The 25,796-nt window shown below is 41.2% G+C and carries 25 protein-coding genes; 19 read left to right on the plus strand and 6 right to left on the minus strand.

The window, feature by feature from the left end; translation table 11 throughout:
* Nucleotides 1–102: 102 nt before the first annotated feature.
* A complete protein-coding gene (locus tag GVN16_RS04465) occupies nucleotides 103–1,311 on the minus strand; it encodes a carboxypeptidase-like regulatory domain-containing protein (protein ID WP_166562651.1) in 1,209 nt (402 codons plus the stop codon).
* A 380-nt stretch (nucleotides 1,312–1,691) separates the two neighbouring features.
* Here GVN16_RS04465 and GVN16_RS04470 point away from each other — a divergent pair, with 380 nt between their 5' ends.
* From GVN16_RS04470 to GVN16_RS04485, 4 genes are all read left to right on the plus strand, one after another.
* A complete protein-coding gene (locus GVN16_RS04470) occupies nucleotides 1,692–1,853 on the plus strand; it encodes a hypothetical protein (RefSeq protein ID WP_166562652.1) in 162 nt (53 codons plus the stop codon).
* 66 nt (nucleotides 1,854–1,919) lie between these two features.
* Nucleotides 1,920–2,873, plus strand: a complete 954-nt coding sequence (locus GVN16_RS04475; protein WP_166562653.1) for a DUF4412 domain-containing protein — start codon at nucleotides 1,920–1,922, stop codon at nucleotides 2,871–2,873.
* Between the two features lie 66 nt (nucleotides 2,874–2,939).
* Nucleotides 2,940–3,362 (plus strand): chromate transporter, encoded by a 423-nt coding sequence (locus GVN16_RS04480; RefSeq protein WP_166562654.1) that lies wholly within the window; start codon nucleotides 2,940–2,942, stop codon nucleotides 3,360–3,362.
* 445 nt (nucleotides 3,363–3,807) lie between these two features.
* Nucleotides 3,808–4,707, plus strand: a complete 900-nt coding sequence (locus GVN16_RS04485) for a M23 family metallopeptidase (RefSeq protein ID WP_229244055.1) — start codon at nucleotides 3,808–3,810, stop codon at nucleotides 4,705–4,707.
* Between the two features lie 7 nt (nucleotides 4,708–4,714).
* Here GVN16_RS04485 and pssA read toward each other — a convergent pair whose 3' ends face one another.
* Both pssA and GVN16_RS04495 read right to left on the minus strand, forming a co-directional pair.
* Nucleotides 4,715–5,404, minus strand: a complete 690-nt coding sequence (gene pssA / locus GVN16_RS04490) for a CDP-diacylglycerol--serine O-phosphatidyltransferase (protein ID WP_166562655.1) — start codon at nucleotides 5,402–5,404, stop codon at nucleotides 4,715–4,717.
* Between the two features lie 18 nt (nucleotides 5,405–5,422).
* On the minus strand, nucleotides 5,423–6,061 hold the full coding sequence (locus GVN16_RS04495) for an MBL fold metallo-hydrolase (RefSeq protein WP_166562656.1): 639 nt from the start codon (nucleotides 6,059–6,061) through the stop codon (nucleotides 5,423–5,425).
* 257 nt (nucleotides 6,062–6,318) lie between these two features.
* Between GVN16_RS04495 and GVN16_RS04500 the strand changes: the two genes are divergently transcribed.
* Entirely contained in the window at nucleotides 6,319–6,873 is a 555-nt protein-coding gene (locus tag GVN16_RS04500) for an NUMOD4 domain-containing protein (RefSeq protein ID WP_166562657.1), read from the plus strand.
* On the opposite strand, the gene GVN16_RS04505 is transcribed toward GVN16_RS04500, so the two are convergent.
* On the minus strand, nucleotides 6,870–10,586 hold the full coding sequence (locus GVN16_RS04505; RefSeq protein WP_166562658.1) for a HAMP domain-containing sensor histidine kinase: 3,717 nt from the start codon (nucleotides 10,584–10,586) through the stop codon (nucleotides 6,870–6,872). The genes GVN16_RS04500 and GVN16_RS04505 overlap by 4 nt on opposite strands.
* 56 nt (nucleotides 10,587–10,642) lie before the next feature.
* Entirely contained in the window at nucleotides 10,643–10,921 is a 279-nt protein-coding gene (locus GVN16_RS04510; RefSeq protein ID WP_166562659.1) for an iron-sulfur cluster assembly accessory protein, read from the minus strand.
* Nucleotides 10,922–10,973: 52 nt separating this feature from the next.
* Here GVN16_RS04510 and GVN16_RS04515 point away from each other — a divergent pair, with 52 nt between their 5' ends.
* The 11 genes from GVN16_RS04515 to GVN16_RS04565 all read left to right on the plus strand — a co-directional run bounded on the left by GVN16_RS04515 (nucleotide 10,974) and on the right by GVN16_RS04565 (nucleotide 21,043).
* The gene (locus GVN16_RS04515) at nucleotides 10,974–11,498 is read left to right on the plus strand and encodes a hypothetical protein (RefSeq protein WP_166562660.1); all 525 of its coding nucleotides are present in this window, start codon (nucleotides 10,974–10,976) and stop codon (nucleotides 11,496–11,498) included.
* A gap of 42 nt (nucleotides 11,499–11,540) precedes the next feature.
* Entirely contained in the window at nucleotides 11,541–11,876 is a 336-nt protein-coding gene (locus tag GVN16_RS04520) for a YtxH domain-containing protein (protein ID WP_166562661.1), read from the plus strand.
* Nucleotides 11,877–12,059: 183 nt separating this feature from the next.
* Entirely contained in the window at nucleotides 12,060–12,965 is a 906-nt protein-coding gene (locus GVN16_RS04525) for a dihydrodipicolinate synthase family protein (RefSeq protein ID WP_166562662.1), read from the plus strand.
* Between the two features lie 2 nt (nucleotides 12,966–12,967).
* Nucleotides 12,968–13,969 carry a 4-hydroxyproline epimerase gene (locus tag GVN16_RS04530; RefSeq protein ID WP_166562663.1) on the plus strand — a complete coding sequence of 334 codons (1,002 nt, stop codon included), beginning with the start codon at nucleotides 12,968–12,970 and terminating at the stop codon, nucleotides 13,967–13,969.
* A gap of 178 nt (nucleotides 13,970–14,147) precedes the next feature.
* A complete protein-coding gene (locus GVN16_RS04535) occupies nucleotides 14,148–15,410 on the plus strand; it encodes an FAD-binding oxidoreductase (RefSeq protein ID WP_166562664.1) in 1,263 nt (420 codons plus the stop codon).
* A gap of 324 nt (nucleotides 15,411–15,734) precedes the next feature.
* A complete protein-coding gene (locus tag GVN16_RS04540; RefSeq protein ID WP_166562665.1) occupies nucleotides 15,735–16,532 on the plus strand; it encodes a hypothetical protein in 798 nt (265 codons plus the stop codon).
* Between the two features lies 1 nt (nucleotide 16,533).
* Nucleotides 16,534–18,180: a hypothetical protein gene (locus tag GVN16_RS04545; protein ID WP_166562666.1), complete on the plus strand. Its 1,647-nt coding sequence runs from the start codon at nucleotides 16,534–16,536 to the stop codon at nucleotides 18,178–18,180.
* Nucleotides 18,181–18,184: 4 nt separating this feature from the next.
* A complete protein-coding gene (locus tag GVN16_RS04550; protein WP_166562667.1) occupies nucleotides 18,185–18,655 on the plus strand; it encodes a hypothetical protein in 471 nt (156 codons plus the stop codon).
* 4 nt (nucleotides 18,656–18,659) lie between these two features.
* Nucleotides 18,660–19,571, plus strand: a complete 912-nt coding sequence (locus GVN16_RS04555; protein WP_166562668.1) for a DUF6175 family protein — start codon at nucleotides 18,660–18,662, stop codon at nucleotides 19,569–19,571.
* Nucleotides 19,572–19,577: 6 nt separating this feature from the next.
* On the plus strand, nucleotides 19,578–20,435 hold the full coding sequence (locus tag GVN16_RS04560) for a hypothetical protein (RefSeq protein ID WP_166562669.1): 858 nt from the start codon (nucleotides 19,578–19,580) through the stop codon (nucleotides 20,433–20,435).
* Nucleotides 20,411–21,043, plus strand: coding sequence for a hypothetical protein (locus GVN16_RS04565; protein WP_166562670.1), 633 nt, complete (start codon nucleotides 20,411–20,413; stop codon nucleotides 21,041–21,043). The genes GVN16_RS04560 and GVN16_RS04565 overlap by 25 nt, the downstream gene beginning before the upstream one ends.
* Before the next feature lie 67 nt (nucleotides 21,044–21,110).
* Here the strand turns inward: GVN16_RS04565 and GVN16_RS04570 are convergent, their stop codons facing one another.
* Entirely contained in the window at nucleotides 21,111–21,551 is a 441-nt protein-coding gene (locus GVN16_RS04570; RefSeq protein ID WP_166562671.1) for a thioredoxin fold domain-containing protein, read from the minus strand.
* Nucleotides 21,552–21,785: 234 nt separating this feature from the next.
* On the opposite strand from GVN16_RS04570, the gene ccsA reads away from it, so the two are divergent.
* The 3 genes from ccsA (at nucleotide 21,786) to GVN16_RS04585 (ending at nucleotide 25,795) form a co-directional block, all read left to right on the plus strand.
* Entirely contained in the window at nucleotides 21,786–24,311 is a 2,526-nt protein-coding gene (gene ccsA / locus GVN16_RS04575) for a cytochrome c biogenesis protein CcsA (protein WP_166562672.1), read from the plus strand.
* 53 nt (nucleotides 24,312–24,364) lie between these two features.
* Nucleotides 24,365–25,120: an NIPSNAP family protein gene (locus GVN16_RS04580; protein WP_166562673.1), complete on the plus strand. Its 756-nt coding sequence runs from the start codon at nucleotides 24,365–24,367 to the stop codon at nucleotides 25,118–25,120.
* A 132-nt stretch (nucleotides 25,121–25,252) separates the two neighbouring features.
* Nucleotides 25,253–25,795, plus strand: coding sequence for an RNA polymerase sigma factor (locus tag GVN16_RS04585; RefSeq protein WP_166562674.1), 543 nt, complete (start codon nucleotides 25,253–25,255; stop codon nucleotides 25,793–25,795).
* Nucleotide 25,796: the final 1 nt, after the last annotated feature.

Below are 25,796 nucleotides of genomic sequence, written 5' to 3' on the forward strand. Positions count from 1 at the left end.
GAATTTTTATAAATTTTAGAGATTCTGTTCTATTTCCTTTCAGATTTTTTTTTATAAAACCGTAAAACCGGGCGATCATGTTGTATGCAGCTTGCCGGAATTTTATTTTTTCAACAGTAACCTCGCGAAGGCCAGCATTTCAGCGGTAGGCCTCAGCGAAAGGTATGGCATCCAGAAAGGCGAGCCCAGATCCCGCGATTCATTGAAATTGTTGGTTGACAAAAGCAGCTCGTTGGGATAAATACCCGACCTCAGCAATGGCCGGCTTTCAAACGCGGTGTACCGCATGACAATGTCTGAGGTAACGAGGAATTTCTTGTCCAGCTTGTCTTCAAAATCAACGACAAAACTCACCTGGGAATCCTGAAGCCGCCATTTGCCCTGGAATTTGCGGTATTGTACATAAGCTTCGACGGTCTTTCCTGTGATTTTGATCGGACCTGAGTTGACATTGACCAGGTCGCGGACGCCTTCGGGGGTCAGTTTGTACTCGATCCTGGCGATGGCCTTGGTTTCCGGGTCAATGTAAATCACCCCTTCCCTGGCGGCCTTTATCCTTTTATGTATGGGCTTAAACCTGATGACAAACAGGGGGATTTCATCAAAGGTGGTCATGAGTGAGTCGATCCTGAATTCATAATCATCGATGTTCTTTTTATGAAAGTAATCAGGAATGGATGATTCAAGCGACTTACAGACGATGTCAGTACCATTCTGAAAACCCCAGCCTTCCAGTTTGGAGGTCTGGCCTTTCCACTCGAGTCTTCTGCCTCTCAGCAGTTTTACCTTGTCCGGAATCTCTTTTTTGGGATCAGGGAACCGCTCCACTTTCACAATACCCTCGTTGATTTTGACAAAACCCAGCTTCTGGATTCTAAACAATTCCTGGAAAAAACCGGTCTGGTAACTGGCCTTGTCCGGGTAATTATTCTTGATGCTGTCCAGTGCCGATTTAACAAAGACCTTGGCATCGGAAATACCGAGCGAGGCATTGATCAGCGGCAGTGCCTCCATTTCTATGACGTTACTGTCAGGCTTCAGGGTGTTGGCAATGAAAGAAACCGACTTATAACCCATCAGGGAGACCACCACCTGTGAATCCAGGTTGATTTTAGGAAACTGGAAAACAAAGTCGCCGTCATGGTTGGTGCCGGTGCCGAAGCCCGTGGAAGGGATCACGATATAAGCCTCAGATAAGGCCTTTTGCGTTACTTTATCCTGGATTTTCCCGGTTACGATCGTGTATCCGCCCTGAGAAAAAGCCTGAAAAAAGACAAAATAAAAGATGACAATTCCTGACAAAATCCGCATACCTGGAGATGTTATATTTTCACTCAAAATTTCCCGACTGACATTAAGCCTTCCTGTTTCCGGCCCAATATCATGCAATTTAATAAAATAAAAGATTGATTTGATGTATGTTAATTTCCATGCACATGATTTATCAAAACAAGCTTCACCTGACTTACTTTCTTAATCAACTTTAAAAAATCTGAAATCGTATGAAATCCGTGTTCTTTTTGGAAGTTCCGGCCTTAAAATCCTCCCTGCAGCAGTATTGAAACGTAATACACGGAATTACCATTTATACCTGCAAAAATGCTGATTATACAAACAAACAGGTCATCTGTTAAATTGGCTCGGATTCGTGTGCCTTTCCATTTATATTTGTTTATAAAAATACCCCATTTATGGAAACAACCATGCTATTGGCATTCACCTGCTTTTCTTACCTGGTCTTATCAAAAAAATACCTGCGGAAAAACATCTGGATCACCGACGCCCTGCCACTTGACCGCAGCCGGAGCAACCGCCAAAACACAAACATAAAACCATGGATACCAAATAATTAATCAAATTAATCTGTAACTTAGTAGTGAGTTTAAATCTATGGATTTACTAACAAAACGAATTGCCAAATGAAAAAGTCAGCGTTATTCACCACAGTTCTTTTGATGGCCATGGCCATAAGCGTTTCGGGCATCGCCCAGATCATCAATCCCGCCTCCGTTTTCAGGAGAAAAGCCGAACAGAAAGTTAATCAGAAAATAGAAGAGGGCGTTGATAAAGCGGTAGACAAGGCCATGACGCCTCCGCCTAAAAAAGAAGGATCAACCGGCAACAGCGAAGATCCGGAAGCAGCGGTCAACATTTTTTTCAAAAACCTCGACATGGGCGGCACCCCGAAAGCCAGCTATGACTTCAGCTCTTCGATGGTCATGAAACTGACCGTTGTCAGCTCAAAGGAAAAGAAGAACAATACGATGAAATCCAAATACATGTTCAGCCAGGACGGCAGTGCCATGGCCACCAGGTTCATTTCAAATGATAACCCTGACATGGCCAAAGCCTCTGAAAGTATGGATGCCATGGTTTTCGATTTTACGCAGAAGAAAATGTTCACCTTCATGAACAATAAAGGGTCTAAAACGGTAATGGCCATCGGGTTCAAAGGAGACGCCATCGAAAAATATGCAGAAAAGGAAAATTCCAAAATGACCATTACGAAAACCTCACAAACCAAGACCATTGCCGGGTACGTGTGTGACGGATACCTGATGGACAATAACGGCGAGAAAATGACCATGTGGATCAGCCGCGACAGGGTTCCGGAAATAGCCAGGCTGGCACAAAAGATGAGCCAGGGAAGCAGCTCTCCCTACGGCGGACAGAAATCTAAAAGTTACGGAGCTTATTATGCCCATCCGGAGCTGGTCAAAATAGCCGAGGAAGGCCGTATGACCATGGGATATACCGCTGTGAATGCCAATGGTGACGAAACCAACATGGAACTGGAAGAAATAAAAGCCAATGATCCATCGACCTTTAAGACCTCGGATTACAAACCCATGATGGGTGGCGGTAAGCCCTGATCTTTTTTCAACAACGTATTATAGCCATGAAAATAACATATTTTATCAAAACCCTTTTAATTAACTATGGATAATAATCTTAAACCTTTAGAGGCAGAATTGCTTCCTGTTTTCACGGATAAAGCACCTTTTCAATTGCCGGTGGCATGGAAAGAGCTGATAGTCAAAATCAGTCCCTGGATCATGCTGATCTTTGTGCCTTTATCACTTCTGGCGATAGGGCTCGGAACCCTGGCCACACTCCTTACTTTATTTACGCTTGACCTCCTGGCGGCTGTTTCTATCACAGTCTCTATCCTTGCTCTTGTATGTAGTTTATTGTCTATCAAAGGCTTATTCGACAGAGCCAGGGGCGGATGGGTCTGGTCATACTACAGCTTTTTGCTGTCGGCATTATCAAGCCTGATCGGCCTTCACTTTATCAGTGCCATTATAGGGTTCCTGATCGGAGGCTTTTTCCTGTTTCAGATCAGGGAGTATTATAAGTAATAACTGACGGAAGGGAGAAGGGAAAACGGAGAAAGGAGAAGAGATTAAGAGCTGCCTGATATTCATCTGTTATGTATTCCAATCAACCTTATTCATCCGTTTAATTTCATACAGCCATTGTTTTCTGCCCGGCCTGCTATCACGCAGGCCGGGCAGATATTTAAAGGGCCCTGCAAATCCTGTTGGCCTAAACCAGGGAAAATGAGAAACGCTTATTCTACACTGACAAGAGGGCCACTTATTAAAAAAGCATCCTGTAAATCCTGAAATCCTGTCAATTAAACCAGGAGGAAGACCTGCCTGACAACTCCTCCATACTCTTTACTCCATTATCCTTTCTCCCCGATACCCCATATAATAAAAAACACACTATTTTACCCCGATTCTCAGAAAGTTTTGATATTTTGCAGCGTTTTTGGCAGGATTATTTGCACAATCAAATTTGATGAAGATATTAATGATCAGTTTAAATTTTGTATTCACGCTTTTTACAGTTTTAGGTTTAAATTCGGACCAGTCGCTCCCCCTATCCACCCATGGAGACCCGGATGTCTTTTTCAGGTTTAAAAATCTTCTCGTTTCTATCAGAGAACAGACTTTGGAGCCCGAAGCGGCCAGGGAAGAATTCAAATCCATTATGCGTGAGGTAAGACAAGCCTACCCGGCCCCTGCAGAACTGAAAGGGAGTGAAGGCATTGTATTTCCGCTGGCGGGCAGCAACTACACAGCCGTAGGCGGCGGCGGTACCGGCTATCGTGACGTGGGTTTCGACCTGTTTGATCATACCGTGAGCGGAAGCCACCCGGCCCATGATATTTTTATCCTTGACCGCAATTATGATTGTGTTGACGACCGTAAAAACAAATACATTGATATCGTTTCTGTAGGTAACGGCATAGTGCTGGCTACAGAAAAAAACTGGCAGGACACCTCCTCTTACAGGGGCGGCAATTATGTCTGGGTATATGATTTCGAACGCGGCGGCCTCTGGTACTATGCCCATCACCGGAAAGTGGTGGTAGAACCCGGCCAGATCGTTGCCCCCGGCGATAAACTGGGCGAAGTCGGAAGAACAGGTTTTAATGCCATCAACAAGCGTTCAGACACACACCTTCATCTGATGTTCCTGGCTTTGGAAGAAGACCTCCTTCCCTGCCCTGTCAACCATTTCGCCTGGCTAAAGCAGGCGAAAACCGTCGAATTATCCAGTTCTCCGCAATACGGCCCCAGGATAAAATGGACGGCGAACAGCCTCAAAAAGCCTTCAACGCGTCTTCTTAAGTCACGTTTTACGACGATGACGATCAATTATAAGAAAAAGAAACCTTCTTACAGAAAGGTATGAAGCCTGTTTAGCTGATGACCTTAAGATGGATCAGCAGGGACAGCAGGAAATATAAAATAATGATCAGCGGAATAGCCGGTATCATCAACAGTACGAGGATGATCAGGGAGAGGATCAGGAAAATGTATTTGATCCTGTTATCCTGCCAGGTAAAGTTTTTAAACTTCAGGGCAAACAGCGGAATTTCTGCAATCAGTAAGAAAGAAATGACAAAAGCGTAGGCAATCAGCACCCAGGGGTTAGCTAAAAAAGAAAGGTTGCTGTTGTCCAGTATAAAAGGAAACGCGGCCACGATCATACCGTTGGCAGGCGTAGGAAGCCCGATAAAAGATTCCGATTGTCTTGTGTCTATATTGAACTTCGCCAGCCTCAGAGCAGAAAAAACAGCAATGACAAAAGCCAGGTAAGGCAGGTATTCAGGAAATTCTCCGGTGGCGTTTCTCGCCAGTGAAAAAACAACAAAAGCGGGCAAAGCCCCGAAAGTCACCATGTCTGCCAGTGAATCCAGTTCTTTACCGATCGGCGAAGCACTGTTGAGCAGCCTCGCCAGGAAACCGTCGCCAAAATCAAGAAGCAAGGCGAGGCCGGTCAGGTAAGAAGCCATTTTAAGGTCTCCTTCAAAGACAAAGAAAATACCGAAACAACCACAAAGCAGGTTGCCCAGGGTCAGTAAATTAGGAATAGTAAATAATCTCATTGAAATCCGGCTTTGATATTAATTAAAAAATGGATTGTATTTTTTCTCGGCACCAATCGTGGTCGGGTCCATGTGCCCCGCGTAAACCCTGTAGTCGTCCGGAAGGGTAAAGAACTTGTTCCGGATACTGTTCATCAGGTCTTCGTGGCTGCATAGCGGGAAATCCGTCCGGCCTATACTTCCTTTAAACAAACAGTCGCCACCGATAATAAATTTATCTGCATGAGAGATAAAAGCGATGTGCCCGGGAGCATGGCCTGGTACATGTACGATGTCCAGTTTTGAGTTACCGAATTCAAACACATCCCCTTCTTCCAGGAATTCGTCTGCCTCTACCGGTTCATAACCTCCTATCCCCCAGGTTTTGCAACGGAGCTCTACGTCACTCAAAACGGGCAAATCAAGGCGGTGCATGTACATTTTTACCTTAAACTTCCGCTTTACGTAAGCAGAGCCAAAAACATGGTCGAGGTGCGTGTGTGTTTGCAGCAACGCCTTCACAGTAAGTTTTTTATCCTCAATAAAACGGGACAGCCTTTCTTTTTCTGCCTGAGAGAGGCAACCTGGGTCAATAATTACCGCCTCATCTGTTTCGTCAAAAAGTACGTATGTATTCTCTGAAAATGGAGAAAATGAGAAAAAAAATATATTAATCATAAAAATTTAGCAACTTTGTAAAAAAAATCATATTAATTTAACACGTGAATCAAAAGCGAAAGCGATTAATTCTTTTTTTTACAAATATAAGCCCTCAATGTAGATATCCCTCACATATTTATTTTTGCGGCTTTTTATTGATCATTAATATACTAAAGTAAAATTCTTTCGTTTTATTTATTCAAACTTTTCACGTAACTATTTAGTTTTTGTATTGAGTTCATCTAACCAGATTAAAATTTATAAGGAGAAAAATTATGGCATTAACAAGCGAAAATTGGGTCCAGCTAAAAATTGATGTCGAAGGCGTTGAAAAACCACCTAGATACGCAATTTCTAACTTCGGAAGAATCAAGAGTTTTCAAGGTTCAGAGTCTGGCACTATTATTAAAGGTTCAGTGATTCAGGGATACAAATCTTTGAACATCAGACTTCCCAAAGGTAAATCCTTTAATAAGTACATTCATAAGATAGTGGCGGAGGCATTTGTGAACAGACCTTCTGAGGATCACAAGTTTGTCATCCACCTGGATTATGAAAAAACGAACAATCATTTCGAGAACCTTCAGTGGGCTACCAAAACGATGATGGTAGAGCACAACAGGAAAAACCCGAATGTGATTAACAAAGTAATGCCGAAAAACTCTAAGCAATACAAGCTTACTGAAACTAAGGTGAGACTTATCAAAAAAATGCTTAAGTCTGATTCAACAAGGTTAAAGATGATCGCCAAACAATTTGGTATCACACACACTCAGCTGAACAGAATCAGATCAGGTGAAAACTGGGGTTATGTAACGATTGATGATTAATCAGCGATTGGTAAGTCAACAAAAAAAGTAGTTCCTTCATCTTCTTCGGTCTCGAACCAAATGTTACCGCCGGCATGTTCGATTCCTCTTTTGGCCATGGCCAGTCCAAGACCTGAGCCGCCGACTTTTGTACTGAAGTTGGGGATGAAGACTTTTTTTCTTATAGATTCCGGAATGCCGGCTCCGTTATCTTTGACTTCCATAATGGCGAAACTCTCTTCATCGTTGCGATAAAGGTTGATATTAATCTGAGGCCTGCGGGTCGGAGGCACGGATTGTATACCATTGAGTATCAGGTTAGCGACAACTCTTCCAAGCAATTGCCGGTCACCGTTTACAAAAGTATGCTCTTCGGCCGTTTTCACATCAATGATAATGTTATTATTCTGTGAATAAAGATCCGCAGTCTTTCTTATTACCGGGATGATATCAAATTTCTCATTTCTCGGGATCGGCATCTTCGCAAATTCTGAAAAGGAATTCGCAATTTCGCTGATGTTGTCAATCTGCTCGGTAAGTGAATTCAACGCCCTCTCTATCCTGTCTCTCGACTTAGGGTCATCCATAGGTAAAGTCCTCTGCAGCTGCTGAATAGACAATTTCATCGGCGTCAGCGGATTTTTGATTTCATGGGCCACCTGTTTGGCCATCTCTCTCCAGGCTGTCTGTTTTTCACTCTGCGACAAGGCGATCTTACTTTCTTCCAGCTGCTTCAGCATGTTGTTATAAGATTTTGTCAGCACGCCGATCTCATCATCCGATTTCCATTGTAAAGGCTCATTTAATCTGTCGAGGTTGGTTTTCTTTAAGCGTTGGGCGATAAACCTCAGCGGGTTAGTCAGCTGGTTTGAAGCAAAGTAAGACAATACAAGTAAGATCAGGAACATGATCAGAAAGACACTTAGTATCGTCGTCACAACCTCCGTCACCTGGCGGTCCAGGGCTTCCCGGGCGTCAAAAAACGGTATCCCCACGATGCCGAGGTTTTCATTGCTTTTTCCTTTTACATTAATGTATACCGTTTTATAGTTCAGCAGGCCCAGCGACTCATTAAAGAGGGCCTCATTTTCACGGTCTTCAATGATCTGTTTATAGGCATCGGGATTGATGTATCCTGACAATAATTTGTATTGATAAACAAGCGGTCTGGTGCTGTATAATAGTTTCCCTTCATTACTGTAATAGTTGATATCTACCTTGGTGTCTCTGGCCAGGTCGTTTATTTCCTGTTCAAAATAGGGCCTGCTCATCTTTTTCGCCAGGAGGTTTTCGAGCTGAAGCTGTACAGTGGAGGCAATATTTTTGGTGTTGTCAATGAATGATTTCTCCTGGATCGAAACAAAAGTAGCTTTCACGATGCTCAGCGTAATGACGATAACGATGATCAGCGGTAAAAGGAAAGAGGCATTAAGATACAACTGGATCTTGGTTGAGAAATTCATCGACAAATTCCTGGTGCCGTATCTGAAAGCATAAAAAAGCATCACGACTGAAATGCACAGCACCGAAAGCAGAAACAGGAAAGAGAAATTAGAAAAGACAGTTTTCAGGAAACGGTCTGGTGATGACACCACCATGATCCTGTTTTTTGAACCTCTCACACCCAGGTGTTTGTACCCGTTATTTACAATTCCTTTAACATACAGCTCTCCGGATTTCAGGTCGTTCACATTAAACTTCATCAGGTAGTTGAAGCTACCCGAACTGAACAACAAACGCCCCGTATTGTCAAACAAACCATAGCTGTAGTTCTTCGACTCCGGATTCTGGACAAACTTCTTATCCAGCAAAAGTTCCGGATAGACATTCTCAGCATTGGGGTCTTTCAGGACAAGACTCAGCAATATCGTTCCTTTCGGCACTTTATCTGATTCAATATCAGAAAAGGCGAGATATTGTTTGATGAAATTATAGCCCGACTCATTTTTAAAGAAAATATTCGGATTCGAGGTTTTAAAACCTTCTTTTTTAAAGTTCGTAACATAATAATCCAGGTTCTTGGAACTGTCTGAAGTATCCAGGTTTTCGCCACGGGTATCGAAAGCCAGTATTTCCACATCATATTTGTCAAAATACAGGTCCATGTGCTTTTCCTGGATCTGCTGCCGCACCGACTCTATGGCCAGGTTGGGCCTGGAAAGTGCCTGGGCAATCGCCGAATCGTTTTTAATCGACCTGGTGTATTTGTCCAGCAAAGCTTCGCCTAACAGGTCGTTTTCGGCCAGGTATCGTTTCCCGAAAGCCTGTTTATCCAGGAAGCTTTTACGAAGTTCCTGTTTGGTAATCACATCAATAGCGATCAGGGCAAATACAAAACTGCCGATAACATAATAAACCGAGGTCTGCAACCTGAGTGTATAAAAGAACCTCGACAGCCTGAAATAATAGACAATCCAGAAATAAAAACCCGTGATCAGATAAATCCAACGGAACTCATCCTTGAATAAGAGGATGATCAGGCCAAGGATAAACCCGTAAAGCCAGTGAAAGAAACCGGAGCGGTGATCCCTGTTCAGTCTCAGAAAGACATTGACACAGATATGAACACCGAAGAAGAAAATACCGAGGCATAAAACATAATAGGCCAGAGTGGCAATTTTGAGATTGGAAAAACTCAGGCTCAGCGAAAAACTCAGGGTATATCCTGATTTTTCATACACCGCTGAAAGCAACTTATGAGCAAGAAACGCAAAAAGAATACTGACGACCACTGACAACACTGAAACAATGCTTTTACTCACCACGTCATTCTTTACGAGGTCGAAGAAAATGGCTGAACGGTAGTAAAAAGAACTGACAAAGATCAGGAAAATGATAATAAACAGGGCATTGACCAGGATATCCCCGAAGGTAGGCCCCAGCAAACTTCCTGAGTAATAGCCCGGGTTAAGAAAATCAGGAGCAAATAAGACAAACGGAATACCCGTTCTGACCATCACGATCCTGATAAAAAAGCCGAATAAGAGTAATACCACGAAAGCTTTTTCAAACTGGTGCAGTTTAATCCATCTCACCAGTTGCATAAATATAAAAACCGTGAAACAAACTAAAGAAACCGTCAGCAATAACAGCGTATTCTGAGGAATAGAAGAGTTACTGGTCTTTGAAGTTTTGGGTGAAATAAAAGAAAAAAGGAAATTTCCATTCTGATCTCTGATCTCGTTAGCGGCTTCGGGATTCTGCCTGATAAAAATCTGCTGAGGACTGATGTTAAAAATGGCCTCATTAAAACCGGACTTCAGATAATCATTTTCATTCGGATATTTCACACAAACCGGAATCAGCGAAAACAACTCGAGGGTATCGTTTCTTGATCTGAAATTAAGATAAGACACTAATCCTACCAGCTCTTTGGTTTTGATGACCTGAACTTTCTTGTTCTTATCAAATGACTGGTATTCAGGAACAAACCTGAAATCAGACCAATAAATCAGCTGCTTGTTTTTGAATATATAATAAGGATAAGTGGTGGTACTTTTAAGATCTGAGAATAATTTACCTTTGCTGTTCTGATACCTGACGCCCGCTTCGGCGAGTTCAAGATTAGAAACTGCCAGCTCTTCAATGATCTTTTCCTGCAGATTCTGACCGTAAAATTTATCTGTGGCTTTCGGTTCGTTGCGTTCGAGCAAAAAATAATTCACCCCGGCGATCACAAGAATGAGAATCGACAGGATAAGAAATATGTACTTTTTTAAGGCAGATGATGGCATTCGTTATTTTTTTCAGCGGTAAACACTGACAAGGGTCATGAAAAAATCATGCCAACTTAAAGTTTAACGATCGTAAAGCCTTTACCGGTTTCTGCGTCCGAATAATCGACCTGAACACCAATAAGATACATGAGATGTCTTTTATCCACGAACACCCTGATACCGTTGATGTCGAGGGCTTCGTCGCCCGAACCGCCCTTGTCAAGCCCCAGCAGATAGGAGGCGGAACATGCTCCGCCCTTAAGCCCCAGCCTCAATCCGTAGCCTTCCGGAATCTCAGGTGAACTGAGGCTTTTCAAAATTTCTTCCTCCGCTTTTTTTGTAAACGATATCATTTTTATAGCTTTGATGCAAAGATAACAGTTTATCATAACAACATCCGGATACATGGATCTATTAAAAGACATACTTTTGGTTTTGATACCTTCGGGCTTACTTCTGTTCGGGATGTTCAGCCTTGCCCAGAGTTTCCTCCAGAAACAGTACGAGCAAAAAATACTTGACCTTAAAATGAAGAATACGGAGATCATCCTGCCTATCAGGCTTCAGGCCTATGAAAGGATCATACTCCTGCTGGAACGCATCAGTCCGAACAACCTGTTGCTCAGGCTCAGCAGCAACGGCACACACGTCGGCGATTTTCAGCAAATACTTTTATCTGAAATACGGTCGGAATTTAATCACAACCTGGCACAGCAGGTCTATATCTCTGCAGAAGCCTGGGAAACGGTAGTTGCTGCCCTGAATGATACGATATCGACGGTCAACCTGGCGGCTATCGGCCTGGACCCTGCCCTGCCTTCCATCGAACTTTCGAAGAAAATTTTTGAAATTGACATCAATAAAGACCCTAAAAAAATCAAAGAAGCCATTCATCAATTAAAGGATGAAATTCAACTGGTTTTTAATTAACTTTAATTTTCATTCATAACAAAACTTTAAATTATTACAATCATGGGCGTAACATCAAAACACCTGGCCACATTCATTCTGGGAGCAGCAGCGGGCGTAGCATTACATAAGTATATGAAAACAGAAGAAGGAGAGCAACTGATGGAAGACCTGAAAGCCAAGGGCAACGAGTTGAAATCAGAAGCTGAATCAGCTATGGAAAAAGCTCCGGAATATTTCGAAGACCTTAAAAACGGAGCCTCAGTAAAAATAAATGAAGCCATTGCTTCTCTGAAGGAGAGATTCCCGGATGCAGAGAAAATGCTTCAGGAGCTTTTCGGGACCCTGAATAAAGACACTGCTGCCACTAACACGGATACTCCGGAGAAACCTGTTTAAGGTCGCATCGTCATAAAATATCAATGCCGGACATCCCTCATGTCCGGCATTTTTCTTACTATTCTACTCCAATTTCTACATTTATCCCCATATCTGGATAATATTGTACCATATGTAGTTAATTTCTACTCTTTTTGATTTGATCCGACCGGCTATCTTTGTTAAAAAAAATACTGATATATTATGAAACCATCATGGATCGGAGTTTATCCTGCAGTTACAACCAATTTTCACGAAGATGAAAGCCTGGACCTGAAAACGTTTGCTTTCAATATTGAAGAACAAATCAAAGCCGGAGTACACGGTATTATTGTTTGTGGTTCATTAGGAGAAAACGGAACATTGTCTACCGACGAGAAACTTGAATTGTTAAGCACCGCAAAATCTGTTATCGCTGACAGGGTTCCTCTGATTATCTGTATTGCGGAATGCATCACCCGCGAAGCCGTGGCCTTTGCCAAAGCTTCAGAACAAACCGGGGCTGACGGCTTCATGCTTTTGCCTCCGATGCGTTACCCTGCAGACGAACGTGAAATCGTTCACTACCTGAACAGGGTCGCTGATGCCACCGACCTTCCGACCATGCTTTATAATAACCCGCTGGCTTACAAAAATTTCATCTCTATTGATATGTTTAAAGATCTGGCTCATAACCAGCACTTTGAATCTATGAAAGAGTCTACAGGTGATATCCGTTATATGACCGACATCATCAATGAACTGGGCGGCAGGTACAAAATCCTGAGTGGCGTGGATGACCTGGCATTTGAAAGCCTGGTGATGGGTGCTGACGGCTGGGTGGCAGGTCTGGTAGATGCCTTCCCGAGAGAAACCGTGGTCATTTATGAACTGGTTAAACAAGGCAGAATAGAAGAGGCGAGAGACATTTACCGTTGGTTCTTCCCGCTTCTGCACCTGGATGTTTCCACCAAGTTCGTTCAGAATATTAAACTGGCAGAAGTAGCTACCGGACTCGGAACCGAGTGGGTACGTGAACCAAGACTTCCGTTGACAGCCGAAGAAAGAGAAAGGGTTTTAAATGTTATTAATTCATCTTTAAAAAACAGGCCTGTTTTACCGGCCATCTGACCATGAGTCATGTTTTTGAATGTATAGATGCCCACACTTGCGGCAATCCTGTCAGGCTGGTGGCCAAAGGCGGCCCTCAGCTTGAAGGGAAAAATATGTCTGAAAAAAGACAACATTTCCTCCGGGAATTCGACTGGATCAGGAAAGGCCTTATGTTTGAGCCCCGTGGTCATGACATGATGTCGGGCAGTATTCTTTATCCTCCGCATGATCCTGAGAACGATGTGGCAGTACTCTTCATCGAAACAAGCGGCTGTCTTCCGATGTGTGGCCACGGAACGATAGGAACCATTACTATAGCCATAGAAAAAGGGCTCATAAAGCCCAAAACACCCGGAATAGTCCGGATGGAAGCCCCGGCAGGGTTGGTCAACATTGCGTACAAGACCACCGGAAACAAGGTAAGTTCTGTAAAATTAACGAACGTGCCTTCTTTTCTGGCTGCTGAAAAAATCGAGGTGGAATGTCCTGAATTAGGGCTTCTTTACCTTGATGTAGCTTACGGTGGCAACTATTATGGTATTGTAGACCCACAGGAAAATTTCCCGGGCCTGGAACATTTCAAAGCCGAACAGCTGATTGCCTGGGCCAGGGAACTGAGGATAAGAGTCAATGAAAAATATACTTTTGTTCACCCCGAGAACCCGACCATCAACGGCATGAGCCATATTGAATGGACCGGGGCGGTGATTGACAAAACCTCCACTGCCAGAAACGCCGTTTTTTATGGAGATAAGGCGATTGACCGTTCGCCATGCGGCACCGGCACTTCCGCCAGACTGGCTCAATGGGCGGCCAAAGGCCTGCTGAAAGAAGGAGAAGACTTTATTCATGAAAGCATTATAGGCAGTAAATTTACAGGAAGAATTGAAGGCAGAACCAAAGTCGGAGACTTTGACGCCATCATCCCGAGTGTGGAAGGCTGGGCCAAAATATACGGAGAAAACAAAATAACCATCGACCCCGACGACGATCCTTACGCGTTTGGGTTTCAGGTAATTTAATTTAGAATTTTGAATGAGAGAATGATTGAATGAGAAATTCTATCATTCTTTCATAGAACATGCATTAGTACTAATTCAGAATATTGAATAATTGCATACTGAGATAAGGAATTCTATTATTGAAAATTCTCTCTTTTTCATATTCTATCATTCTATCATTGAACATTCATCATTGTTTATGCATCAGGACAAACCCATCGTCATAGCCGGAGCAGGTATTATCGGATTATTTTCTGCTTATTTTCTGAATAAGTCGGGGCATGAAGTATTGATCATTGATAAGGACCCGGGTGAAGACGGATGTTCTTTCGGCAATGCCGGTATGGTGGTTCCAAGCCATTTTATTCCGCTGGCGGCACCGGGGATGATCGAAAAAGGTTTGAAATGGATGTTTGATTCTGAAAGCCCGTTTTATGTAAAACCCCGTTTTTCACTGGACCTGCTCAGATGGGGGGTGAATTTTTACCAGGCAGCCAACAAAGCAAAAGTAGACAAAGCTGTGCCGGCCCTCAGAGACCTTGGTCTGCTCAGCAAAAAACTATACCAGGACTTTTCCAAAGAAGCCGGGTTCAACTTCTTTTTTGAAGAGAAAGGCCTGTTGATGCTCTGCAAAACCGGGCATACGCTGGAAGAAGAATCTGAAGTCGCTCATCTTGCCAATAAAATAGGCATCAAAGCGGACATCCTTTCGAAAGAAGAAGTATCTAAGCTTGAACCGGAATTAAAACCAGACGTGGAAGGTGGCATCTTGTTTCCCGGAGACGCCCATCTGTATCCCAATGAACTGATCAAAAACCTGAAGAAACATTTGGCTGAGCAAGGGGTTAAGTTCATCTACAATGCTGAAATCACCGGATTCAAAAAGAACGGCCAATCGGTAGAAGCAGTGAAGATCAGCACACCTGAAGAAAAAACCATTGCCTGTTCAAAGCTTGTAATTGCTACCGGTTCATGGTCACAGAACCTGGGTAAACTCCTGAACATCAACCTGCCCATTCAGGCAGGAAAAGGCTATAGCATCACAAAAAAACAAGCGGAAGGTAAAAACCTGAAGACCCCTTCTATCCTGGTTGAAGCCCGCGTGGCCATTACCCCGATGGCGGATGACCTCATCCGTTTCGGAGGCACTATGGAAATCGGGGGGATTAACGACAACATCAACATGAACAGGGTAAACGGCATCATCAAAGCCGTTCCCGAATATTTCCCCTCCTACCCTATCCAGACACCGCCAAAAGAACAGATATGGTACGGATTAAGACCATGCTCCCCGGATGGATTGCCATACATCGGAAAAGCGGCAGAAAATTTATACATCGCCTCAGGCCACGCGATGATGGGTCTGAGCCTCGCTCCCGGCACCGGAAAACTGATGCAGGAAATCATCGAAGGGAAAAAGCCCTCGGTGGATATCAGTCTGTATGAGCCGGGGAGGTTTTGAGGCCGCCATTACCAATACCATTTGCTTCGATATTTTACCCGCGATACGCTTCTATGAAAATTTACTTGGGCTAAACAGTTCATTTTTATTGGCTTTTAAAACTTTTATTTGCAAATTTGCTGCCGCTTACGTTTAGGTATGTATATATAATAACGGATATATACTGCTTAAAAGCCATTAAATGTTTTATCTCTAATTATTATAACTTCTGTTAAATATTAAGTTAACTATTTTCCAAAGTAGAGCGGATATTATCGTTACGATATCTGTCTTCTCTACCACCATTTTATTGTCTTACTAACAACTAAACCCAAAGAGTAATTTATGAACAAGTTTATATGTTCACTGTTTATGCTTTTTCTTTTTTTCAGCAATCACGCCTTCGGTCAGAAAAGAATTGGTATCTGGAGTATACAAGGAACTTCCTCTGCCATGAATAAATATGTAACCCTCTCTGCAGAGCAAAAGAGAAATTTCATACCGATGGTCTCTGAAATCGTAGATTTTTATTCTAATAATAAAGACTTTATTACCATCGACAGACAAAATCTTTCATACATCAATAATGAAAGAGAACTTCAGAAATCAGAGGATTTTATGGATGGATATACCGTTGCTCAGGGAAAATCTGAAGGTCTTGATTTAATGTTAAGTAGTCTATATGATATTGATACCAGAAATTTAACCATTGGGATCATTAACGTAGAAGATAAGAAAGTTCTTGGCAGTGTCGAAAGGATACTTGACAAAAACTGGATAGGGATCAAAGATCTTAAACAGCAAATGGCTATCATGCTTAATGATCTTAATTCTAAATGCTTTGATGCTCCTATCAGTTTCGTAAGAATTACTGCCAGTAAAGGCCCAAAAGCCAGGGAAGCCCTTATTTCAGTTGGACGGGATCAAAAAATAAAATCCGGATATGTTTTCGAAATTTTTGAAATAACAGAGGAAGACGTAAATGGTAAAAAGGTTAAAAGGCAGGCTGTTTTAGGAGAAGGAGAAGTAAAGAAAGTTGAAGATGACAATTTTTCCACTATTGAAATCAACAAGGGCGGCGATGTAATTATGACCTCTGTTCAGGAAAAAAAGAAACTATTCTGTAGACTAATTAAAAATTGAGATGAAAAAAAACCTTTGGCTTGTACTCATTCTGTTATCGTTTATTTCCAAAGCACAGGAAAATAAGAACTCGGCTGTGCTTTTACTTAAGAAGCCCGATGACAACAAATACGTTAGAGTTTTAAAAGAGGCTTTCCAGGAAGTTGCTGATAACAGAAAAGAACCTGATTATTATTTTTATGAGTGGGATGAAAAGAAAACACTTCGTTTTTTACCAGGAAAACACTCAGAAGAAAATGTCGTTAGCCGTGTTCATTTCGTAGATTTCAGAACCAGAGCAGACGATGATCCGAAAATAGTAATAACAACCGATACTTCAGGAAAAACCAAGTCTGTCCATTTTCCTGTATTTGCTCTTTTAGAAGTTGCAACCAAAACCGTTGATCTTGCTACCTCTCAGGTAATCGACTATTCTCCTAAATCCAGCCCCTCGCTTTCGGAGAAAGAAAGAGAAAAAAAATATGATGTAGTGATTTATGATTTTGTAAAAGAGTTTGGAGGGGATCCTGCTTTAATGAAGAAAAAAGATGCAAAAGAATATCAGAAAATTGAGGATCGGATAAAAGCCAAATATAAGCCGCTCATTTCTGAAAGAATTTTGGAACTCTATAAAGACTGGGGATCATCAATGGCCTACAAATTATACGATTGGGAGAGGATTGGCATATATAAATTCTATTCTGTTGTCAAAGAAAATCTATCAGAAGATGAAAATAAAATCAGAACCATAAACTCCACGGCTACATCCAAAGACGGCTTCAGAGTTGGCCATGGCCTGACTTTATACGAAGTCATTCCCTATGGAAATTACACTTCCACGAAGCTCGTTCACCATTTTACCATCAAAAAAATTGATGAAAATGGAAGTGAATTAGATATGTCGATGATGGGAAACAGGAAGAAGCTGGCCGAGATAATGAAATCAGGCAATGAAATGGTCCTTACCAACAGTCCTTATTATTTTGAAAGGGATTATAATCGTAAACTCAACAAACTGGAAGACTTCAAAACTGTTGCTGTAAGAAAAAGCTGTTTTTTCTGTGAAAGCCGTTTGGAAACAAATCTTCTGAAAGTGCCCTCTATTAAGCTAATTGAAAGAGCGGAAGGTGAATTAAGGTATTTCAGAAATCTGGCTAAATCTGAAAAATTCATAGATCTTGATGAAGGAGAAAGCCAGTACAAGCAGCTGGGGGTAAATTATCTTTTCTACTCAGATAATTCCATTCTGAAAAGTACAGACATTGAGACAGGAAGAATTATAGGATCGGTAGAAAGTGAGGCTAAATTTCTTGGAGCTTCCCGTGATGATTCTAGATCTGCAAGTACTATAAGAGCATTGTTGTTAGAAACTTTTAATAAGCAGATCGAAGTTCTTTCTTTTTCAAAAGAATCAAAAGGAAAGATCAAAGAAATGATCATTGGCAGTCCTTATGGCATCAGTGATAAAGAGTCGTTTAAAATTTTCATCGAAGAAACAGAAGAAGTTAACGGCAAAAAAATAAACCGCTTAGTTCAGATAGGAGATGGTAATATCAGTGATGATATATCTGATCTGGTGGGCAAACTCAATGTAAAAGATGGAGAAAAGGAAGTATTCGAAGCTAAAACACAAGGAAAAAAAATAATAATCAAATACAATCTGAAATAGTAAAATGAGAATAAACTATATATATACCTTCTTTGCAGGATTTTTGCTTTTTATATCATGTGCAAAACCTGTCTCACAAAACACTTCTTATCAAAGAACCGGAATGGTTAATTATCTTACCTACACTAAAAGTGAATTAACCGTTACCAGCGAACATGCTGCCGAGAACGTGGGAAAGGCTATTTCATATGCAGAAATAAATGCACTGGAAAATATTCTTTTCAGAGGTATTCCAGGATCTCCTTCAGAAGCTCCCTTGATTTCAGATGAGATTGAAGCTGTAAAAAATCATAAGCAAATTCTTAACACCTTTATTTTTGAAACCGGGTGTAAAGAGTATGTAACCAAATCGGAGACTATCAGCAGAGAAAGGCAGGGAACACTGACTTTCGTGAAACAAAAAGTAACATTCGATTTAAATGGAATTAGAAAATTCCTTGAAAAAAATAATATTGTTAAACGATTCGGACTCTAAGAAAATGACAAAATATAACATGCAGATCAAACAATTCGCAAAGGGGTTTTTCCTGATTACCATATTATTATCTTCTTTCTCCGGCAGTGCTCAGGAAAAGAAACCAGCCGCTACCCAAAATGCCCAACCAACAATTATGGTTATTCCTTTTACTCCTGCAGGTCAGGACCTCAGGGCAAATTTCGAAAGTAATGAATTATTAAGAGTTGCCATTACAAAAGTAAAAGAGGCTTTTGATCAGAGAGGAGTCAATACCATAGATTTCAGAGCTAAACTAAAACAGTTAAGTAATGCAGAAGCTCTTCAAAGCGACCAAAAAACCTCTATAAAAGATGATGTCATTGCCATATCCGGGGCAGATGTCTATATTGAAGTAGAAGCTAATCCTAATTACTCTTCAACAGGAAACAGCGTAACTATTATCATGAGTGCCTATGACGCTTTCTCAGGAGAGTCCTATGCTAACAAAGTATCCAACTCCGCAAAATTCTATACTACCAATTACGAAAAATTAGTAGAAAAATCAGTGGCAACGGAAGTTCCTAACTTGTTAAGTACCATCCAGGAAAAATTCGATGACATCCAGGTTAATGGCCGGACTATAACCATCCGCGTTGGGATTGATGAAAAATCAAAGTTAAAAATGGACTCGGAAGTAGATAAGGAAGGGAACTATCTGGGTGATATTATTGAAGACTATGTGAGAGATAACAGTTTTAAAAACAAATACCATCTTCAAGGTGTTTCAGATACAAAAATAACGTTTGATCTGGTGAAGGTACCGTTAAAAGATGCCTCTGATAATCCTTTCAGGCTTTCAAGATTTGCTTCCGATTTCAGAAGATTCCTGAGAACCAAGGAAATTCAATGTTCACAGGTGTTAGTAGGTAACAGTTTAGTATTTACTCTAAATTAAAAATACATGAACCGGAATCTTACGTTTATATTTGTTAGTTTACTTTCTTGCCTTAAAGTTGCTTATGCCCAGCAAGTTATCATTGATGCAAACAGAAGTAGCAATCATCAGTACTATGCAGAAATAAAGCTGGATAACTATATCCAAAGCGAGCTTTCAAAGGAATTTAAGCTGAGTGCAAATTCTCTGATTGGTATATCCTGGAAAGTTGACTTATCTAAAGTAGTAATGCTGGAAGGAATCAATACCCAATTGTCGGGTGGATCGAGAATTGCATTCAGACTTGTAAATAAGCTGGACAATAGCGATTCAACTTTTTTTTACACTAAAAATATCAAAACTTCATCTAAAAATGAACTAGTTGAATTATTGGTTAATAACTACATCGACGACAAAACCAATCTTATCACCTTAAACAAGGCCATTTCATCTTTTTTTAACAGCAGGTTTGGTAAAAGCTGTGACACTGGGATTCAAAAGGTAACGAGTGAATTAGGAAAAGAAAACTTTTCTGGAGCCTTACAAATATTAAATTTCTACAGGGAATCTCCATGTCAGGCAAAATTATCAGAACTAAGAACCCATGTTTTAGCAAAATATGGAGAGAGAGTATGCGAAAACGACATGCAAAAAATAAAAATTCTTGCTAATTCAGGTATTGAGTACCAGATGGTAAAAGCCGTTGATATGCTTTATAAGATACCACCTAAATCGCCTTGTTCTGAAGAAGCTATTAAAGTTTCCAAAGAAATCGGAGAGTATATGTTAAAAAAATCCCCAGGAAATAGTGAAAAAATTAAAGTGCTTATCAAAATATACACTGATCAGGATCTCAATTCATGGAATGGCTTAAATATGTTTTAAGAATCAACTTATTAGCAAACAGAAGAATGATAATTCCATCAAAAAAGACTTTTCTTATTTCATTTGCCGTTCTTTTTATCTCACTTTCGAATGTATATTCACAGTCGGAAGTCTCGTCGACTGGAAAAAATTTCCTTGACCAATTTGTTTCAAAGAACATAAAACTAGGGTCTGAGAGAAAAGAAGTCATTGGAAAGTTAAAAACATACGGAGGCAAACCAAAAGGTTCTGAAGATCAAAAATCAATCATTTACGATAATGTTCTGTTTACAGATAATATGGAATCTCTGATTACCAATGTAAAGTTCAAGAAAGACGTATTTAATGAAATTACCTTTGGGATACCTACAGACTTATTTCCAGGACGTCCAAAAAATCCGGGCGAAAGATTACCCTACGATCAGCTGATTGCTCAACTAAAAGATCTTATTTCAAAACATTATGGAAAACCTCTAAAGGAAAATCTCTCTGGTAAAAAGATGGGAAATATAACTTTATGGGAAGTCGATAAGAAAATAGGTATCTTTATTAGCACTCTTAATTCCTTAAATGGCATGGCTGTTACTATTTCTTTCAAAAATGAGCCTTACGAGGTATCAGATTTATAATGGTCCGAAATGATTTTACTTCTTTGAAATCAATGTATTTCGGAGAAGTAATTTTCATGTAATCCAATCACTTACCCACAAATTCTTTCATCGCAAACTCCGCCTCCGAAATCAGCATTTCGGGAGTAAAGACACCGTCCAGTCTCAGCAGAACTTCCCCGTTGGGTTTCAGGAAAAGGAAGGTTGGATAAGCGTTCACTTTATATTTGGAAGCAAAGGCAACACCGTCGGCATCTTCGGCATTTACTTTAAAAGGAATAAGGTCTCTGTTGAATTTCTCAATCACAGAAGGGGCGGTAAAAACTTTCTCGTCCATGTATTTACACGGCCCGCACCAGACAGTGTAAACATCTACAAATATCAGCTTATTTTGCTTCTTCGCCTGCTCCAGTACTGTTTCAAACGGAATTTGCTGTATCCTCTGAAAATCCAGTACTTTCTTTTCAGGAGGTTTGCTGCATGACAAAATGACCAGGAAAACGAAAACAAAACTCAATGTCAATCCCATAAGCTTTTTGATATTTTGACAAAAATAAGTGCAAATCGTCCGATTATGTCAACAATTGGATTTATTGTTCTGTTTTTCATCAATATTACTCATTATCAAACGTTTATTTATCATATTCGTTACGCCATATTCGTGAACACTCCTTCTGGAAATTGTCATATTTTTTTCACATTTAAAACCTTTCTAAACTAAAAAGGGCGTAGATTTGTAGTTTAAAAACATTATCACTTTATCATGCTGAGACAGTATTTAGGGGAAATTGGACATTTGAGTGTTATTTTATCTTTCATTACCGCAATCATTTCCACCTACGCATACTGGAATGCATCCAGGGCCAATGCCGATGAAAATATGAACTGGAAAAAGATAGCCAGATATACTTTTATCGCCCATTCTGTGTTCATTCTGATCGTAGTTTCGGTTCTTTTCACGATTATTTTTAATCACTATTTTGAATATCACTATGCCTGGGATAACTCTTCCCTGAGTCTTCCGCTTGGCTATGCCATTTCGTGTTTCTGGCAGGATCAGGAAGGCAGTTTCCTGCTCTGGATGTTCTGGAATGTCTTTGTAGGGCTTTGCCTTCTGATCTGGTTTAAAAGACAGAATAAGTCGGTGGATTCTTACGAGCCGCCTATGATGACAGTTTTTTCAGCGGTTCAGGCTTTCCTTACTTCCATGATCCTTGGGGTTGTTTTGTTCGGAGAATTCAAATTGGGCAGTTCGCCGTTTCTTTTGCTCCGCGAATCCATGCCTAACATCCCGGTATGGAAAACCAACCCGGACTTTATTCCGAAAGATGGTAACGGCTTGAATCCTTTGCTTCAGAACTACTGGATGGTTATCCACCCTCCTACCCTGTTTTTTGGCTTTGCAGCCACACTTGTTCCGTTCTCATTTGCGGTGGCAGCCCTCTGGAAAAAAGATTATGTCAACTGGATAAAAATCGCTTTGCCTTGGACGCTGGTAGCCGTTGTAATTCTCGGAACCGGCATCATGATGGGTGGTATCTGGGCTTACGAAACCCTTAACTTCGGTGGATACTGGAACTGGGACCCTGTCGAAAACGCAGTGTATGTTCCATGGCTCATTTTGGTAGCCTGTTTGCATACGATGCTGATCGCCCGTAAAAACAGTTCTGCTCTGAAATCTACCTATATCCTGGTCATTGCCCAGTTTATCCTGATTTTATATTCTACTTTCCTGACCAGAAGCGGTATTCTGGGCAATGCCTCTGTCCACTCTTTTACAGACCTGGGCTTATCGGGACAATTACTGGTTTACCTGCTTTTCTTTACTATCCTGGCCATCATCCTGTTGGTTTTCAGATGGAAGCACCTTCCGAAAGACGAAAAAGAAACCTCGACTTACTCTGCCGAGTTCTGGATCTTTATCGGGGTCATCATCCTGTGTCTTTCAGGTTTCCAGGTGATACTGACGACTTCCATCCCTGTTTATAACAAAATCGCCGAGTTCTTCAATGTAAAACTCAACATGGCCCTGCCGACCGACCAGATCAAACACTACACCAGTTTCCAAATGTGGCTGTTTATCCCTGTAATGTTTTTAAGCGGTGTGGCCCAGTATTTCTGGTGGAAAAGGGTTGGCAAAAACGCCCTGAACAAACTAACCAATCCGCTGATCATCACTCTGCTTGTCACCTCGCTGGTGATCACCTTCTCCGGAGTTAAGCACTGGCAATACATCATTTTGCTGACAGCAGGTATATTCTCCATCATTGCCAACGGAAGTATCCTGCTCGACATCATCAAAGGCAATTTCAAAGTAGCCGGAGGGGCTGTAACCCATATTGGTGTTGCTTTTATGCTGATAGGGATCATGTACTCTTCAGCTTATGAAAAAGTGGTTTCACTGAATCTGACAAACGAGGCCATCTTCAAATCCGAAAAAGATAACAAAGAGAACGTTGTATTATACCTTAACAGGCCAAATGAGATCATGGACTTTTCGCTTAATTACCGCGGAGAGTTTGTGGATGTAAGGAAAGTGCCCGGATTCATCGAGAAAAAATACATACAGCCGGTTCCGGCCAGCGATTACAAAGGCATTGCCAAAGCCGATATTATGGATGGTGACAAGCTTTATTACAAACGCGGGGATACCGTGGAATATGAAGCTGAAAACACCTACTACCAGGTGAATTATGAGAAAAAAGGCGAAAAGTCGTATAACCTTTATCCGAGATACCAGATCAACCAGAAAATGGGTAATGTCTCCTCTCCCGACATTAAACACTACTGGAACAAAGATATTTATACCAACGTCAACTATGTAACCAACGACGAAGACCGTGAATGGTCGGCTCCGGAAAGTTACAGCGTAGCCCTGAAAGACACCTTCTTCCTGAATGACTATGTCGCTATCCTGGATGATGTGACAGGTGTCCGTGAAGTGGATGGCATCGAACTGAAAGAGGGTGACGCAGCTGCTCAGGCTACTTTAAGAATCCTGGAACGCGACGGCGAAAAAATCCTTAAGCCGGTGTTTGCCATCAAAGACCGCGAAGTATGGAGCAAGCCTGTAGTCAGCAATGAACTTGGCCTTCGTGCCCAGCTGACTCAGATTGACCCGGTAAATGGTAATTTTACCTTCTCTATCAGCAGGGGACAAAGAGATTATATCGTATTGAAAGCGGTAGAAAAACCACACATTAATTTACTGTGGTTAGGAATTGGCCTGCTGGTTATTGGGGTCACCCTTTCAGCGATCAGACGTTTTTCTATTGCATCAAAAGGCTGATATCAGTTTATTTATTTAAATTCGAACATTAATATTCAACCATTTACAAATCTATGAAAAATCACATCCTTGCTTTTATCCTGCTTTTCGGCCTGACAACAACACTTGTACAGGCCCAGAACACCGATTCTAAATACTATGAACTTCGCATCTACTACTGCAATGAAGGCAAGTTAGATGCTTTGATCCAGAGGTTTCAGAATCACACCCTGGCTTTGTTTGAAAAACATGGTTTTGAGAACATCGGCTATTGGCTGCCTGTCCAGAATGACAAGAATGCCCTTTATTATATCATAGCTTCTCCGAGTAAAGAAGCTCACGCCAAAACCTGGAAGGATTTCCTGGCAGACCCGGAATGGCAGGCCGCTGCAAAAAAATCTGAAGAAAACGGGAAAATATTAACAGGTATAGAATCTATTATTCTGGATATTGCAGACGATATCTCTCCGAAAGTACAGGCTTCTGTTTCCAATACAGACCGTATTTTCGAACTGAGAACTTACTATTGTTTCCCGGGTAAATTACCGAACCTGATCACTCGTTTTAAAGACCATACCCTTAAATTATTTGAGAAACACGGTATGACCAACTTCCCTTATTGGACTACCGTAGAAAAAGACGGTTCTCAGGGCAAACTGGTTTATCTGTTGGCTCATAAGTCTGTGGATGATGCCAAGGCATCTTTTAAAACTTTCGGTTCAGATCCTGAATGGGTGAAGGCCAGAGATGCTTCAGAAGCCGGAGGTAAAATAGTAGAAAAAGTAGAATCGGTATACCTTAAAGGACTACCATTCTCCAAAATAAGATAATTCTTCCTAATTGTTATATCAAGGCGGGCCTCAAAGCCCGCCTTTTTTATTTCCATTTTCACACCAATATCTTCAAAAAAATATTTACGCCAGACAACATAATACACGTAAACCGGATTCTTGTGTATAGAAATGGATAATCAGAAATTAATACAGGATTGCATAAAAAACAAAAGAGGGGCCCAGCAGGCTCTTTATAAAAGCTATGCAAACGTATTTTTCAGGCTGGCATTCAGGTATGTAAAACACAAAGAAGACGCAGAAGACGTGGTGCTGGAATCTTTTATGCAGATTTTTGACCATATGTCAGCTTTCATTTATCATTCTGAGGCACAAACAGAAGCCTGGATGAAAAGAATTGTCATTAACCAGGCCTTGAAAAAACTCAGAAAAGCCAATTCTTTTTTATTCACGGATTTTGACCAGGTCGAAATGGAAGACCACTCAGCTGTGGGCATCGAAGACTATATGACGGCTAACGAGATCCTTGACCTGATTTGTACCTTGCCCCCGGGATACAGGACCGTTTTCAACCTCTTCGTGGTTGAAGGCTACTCCCACAATGAAATAGCCGGGATGTTAAATATTACTGAAAACACCTCAAGATCACAGCTTTTCAAAGCCAAGGCATTTCTGAAAGAAAAAATCGAAAGAAGAAACCGAAACATCATCTGAC

Origin of the sequence: Emticicia sp. CRIBPO (assembly GCF_009905725.1) — a bacterium.
GTDB lineage: Bacteria > Bacteroidota > Bacteroidia > Cytophagales > Spirosomataceae > Leadbetterella.

Coding starts and splice junctions, on each gene's coding strand:
- GVN16_RS04465 (WP_166562651.1), bottom strand. CDS start 1,311: ATGCGGATTTTGTCAGGAATTGTCATCTTTTATTTTGTCTTTTTTCAG.
- GVN16_RS04470 (WP_166562652.1), top strand. CDS start 1,692: ATGGAAACAACCATGCTATTGGCATTCACCTGCTTTTCTTACCTGGTC.
- GVN16_RS04475 (WP_166562653.1), top strand. CDS start 1,920: ATGAAAAAGTCAGCGTTATTCACCACAGTTCTTTTGATGGCCATGGCC.
- GVN16_RS04480 (WP_166562654.1), top strand. CDS start 2,940: ATGGATAATAATCTTAAACCTTTAGAGGCAGAATTGCTTCCTGTTTTC.
- GVN16_RS04485 (WP_229244055.1), top strand. CDS start 3,808: ATGAAGATATTAATGATCAGTTTAAATTTTGTATTCACGCTTTTTACA.
- pssA (WP_166562655.1), bottom strand. CDS start 5,404: ATGAGATTATTTACTATTCCTAATTTACTGACCCTGGGCAACCTGCTT.
- GVN16_RS04495 (WP_166562656.1), bottom strand. CDS start 6,061: ATGATTAATATATTTTTTTTCTCATTTTCTCCATTTTCAGAGAATACA.
- GVN16_RS04500 (WP_166562657.1), top strand. CDS start 6,319: ATGGCATTAACAAGCGAAAATTGGGTCCAGCTAAAAATTGATGTCGAA.
- GVN16_RS04505 (WP_166562658.1), bottom strand. CDS start 10,586: ATGCCATCATCTGCCTTAAAAAAGTACATATTTCTTATCCTGTCGATT.
- GVN16_RS04510 (WP_166562659.1), bottom strand. CDS start 10,921: ATGATATCGTTTACAAAAAAAGCGGAGGAAGAAATTTTGAAAAGCCTC.
- GVN16_RS04515 (WP_166562660.1), top strand. CDS start 10,974: ATGGATCTATTAAAAGACATACTTTTGGTTTTGATACCTTCGGGCTTA.
- GVN16_RS04520 (WP_166562661.1), top strand. CDS start 11,541: ATGGGCGTAACATCAAAACACCTGGCCACATTCATTCTGGGAGCAGCA.
- GVN16_RS04525 (WP_166562662.1), top strand. CDS start 12,060: ATGAAACCATCATGGATCGGAGTTTATCCTGCAGTTACAACCAATTTT.
- GVN16_RS04530 (WP_166562663.1), top strand. CDS start 12,968: ATGAGTCATGTTTTTGAATGTATAGATGCCCACACTTGCGGCAATCCT.
- GVN16_RS04535 (WP_166562664.1), top strand. CDS start 14,148: ATGCATCAGGACAAACCCATCGTCATAGCCGGAGCAGGTATTATCGGA.
- GVN16_RS04540 (WP_166562665.1), top strand. CDS start 15,735: ATGAACAAGTTTATATGTTCACTGTTTATGCTTTTTCTTTTTTTCAGC.
- GVN16_RS04545 (WP_166562666.1), top strand. CDS start 16,534: ATGAAAAAAAACCTTTGGCTTGTACTCATTCTGTTATCGTTTATTTCC.
- GVN16_RS04550 (WP_166562667.1), top strand. CDS start 18,185: ATGAGAATAAACTATATATATACCTTCTTTGCAGGATTTTTGCTTTTT.
- GVN16_RS04555 (WP_166562668.1), top strand. CDS start 18,660: ATGACAAAATATAACATGCAGATCAAACAATTCGCAAAGGGGTTTTTC.
- GVN16_RS04560 (WP_166562669.1), top strand. CDS start 19,578: ATGAACCGGAATCTTACGTTTATATTTGTTAGTTTACTTTCTTGCCTT.
- GVN16_RS04565 (WP_166562670.1), top strand. CDS start 20,411: ATGGAATGGCTTAAATATGTTTTAAGAATCAACTTATTAGCAAACAGA.
- GVN16_RS04570 (WP_166562671.1), bottom strand. CDS start 21,551: ATGGGATTGACATTGAGTTTTGTTTTCGTTTTCCTGGTCATTTTGTCA.
- ccsA (WP_166562672.1), top strand. CDS start 21,786: ATGCTGAGACAGTATTTAGGGGAAATTGGACATTTGAGTGTTATTTTA.
- GVN16_RS04580 (WP_166562673.1), top strand. CDS start 24,365: ATGAAAAATCACATCCTTGCTTTTATCCTGCTTTTCGGCCTGACAACA.
- GVN16_RS04585 (WP_166562674.1), top strand. CDS start 25,253: ATGGATAATCAGAAATTAATACAGGATTGCATAAAAAACAAAAGAGGG.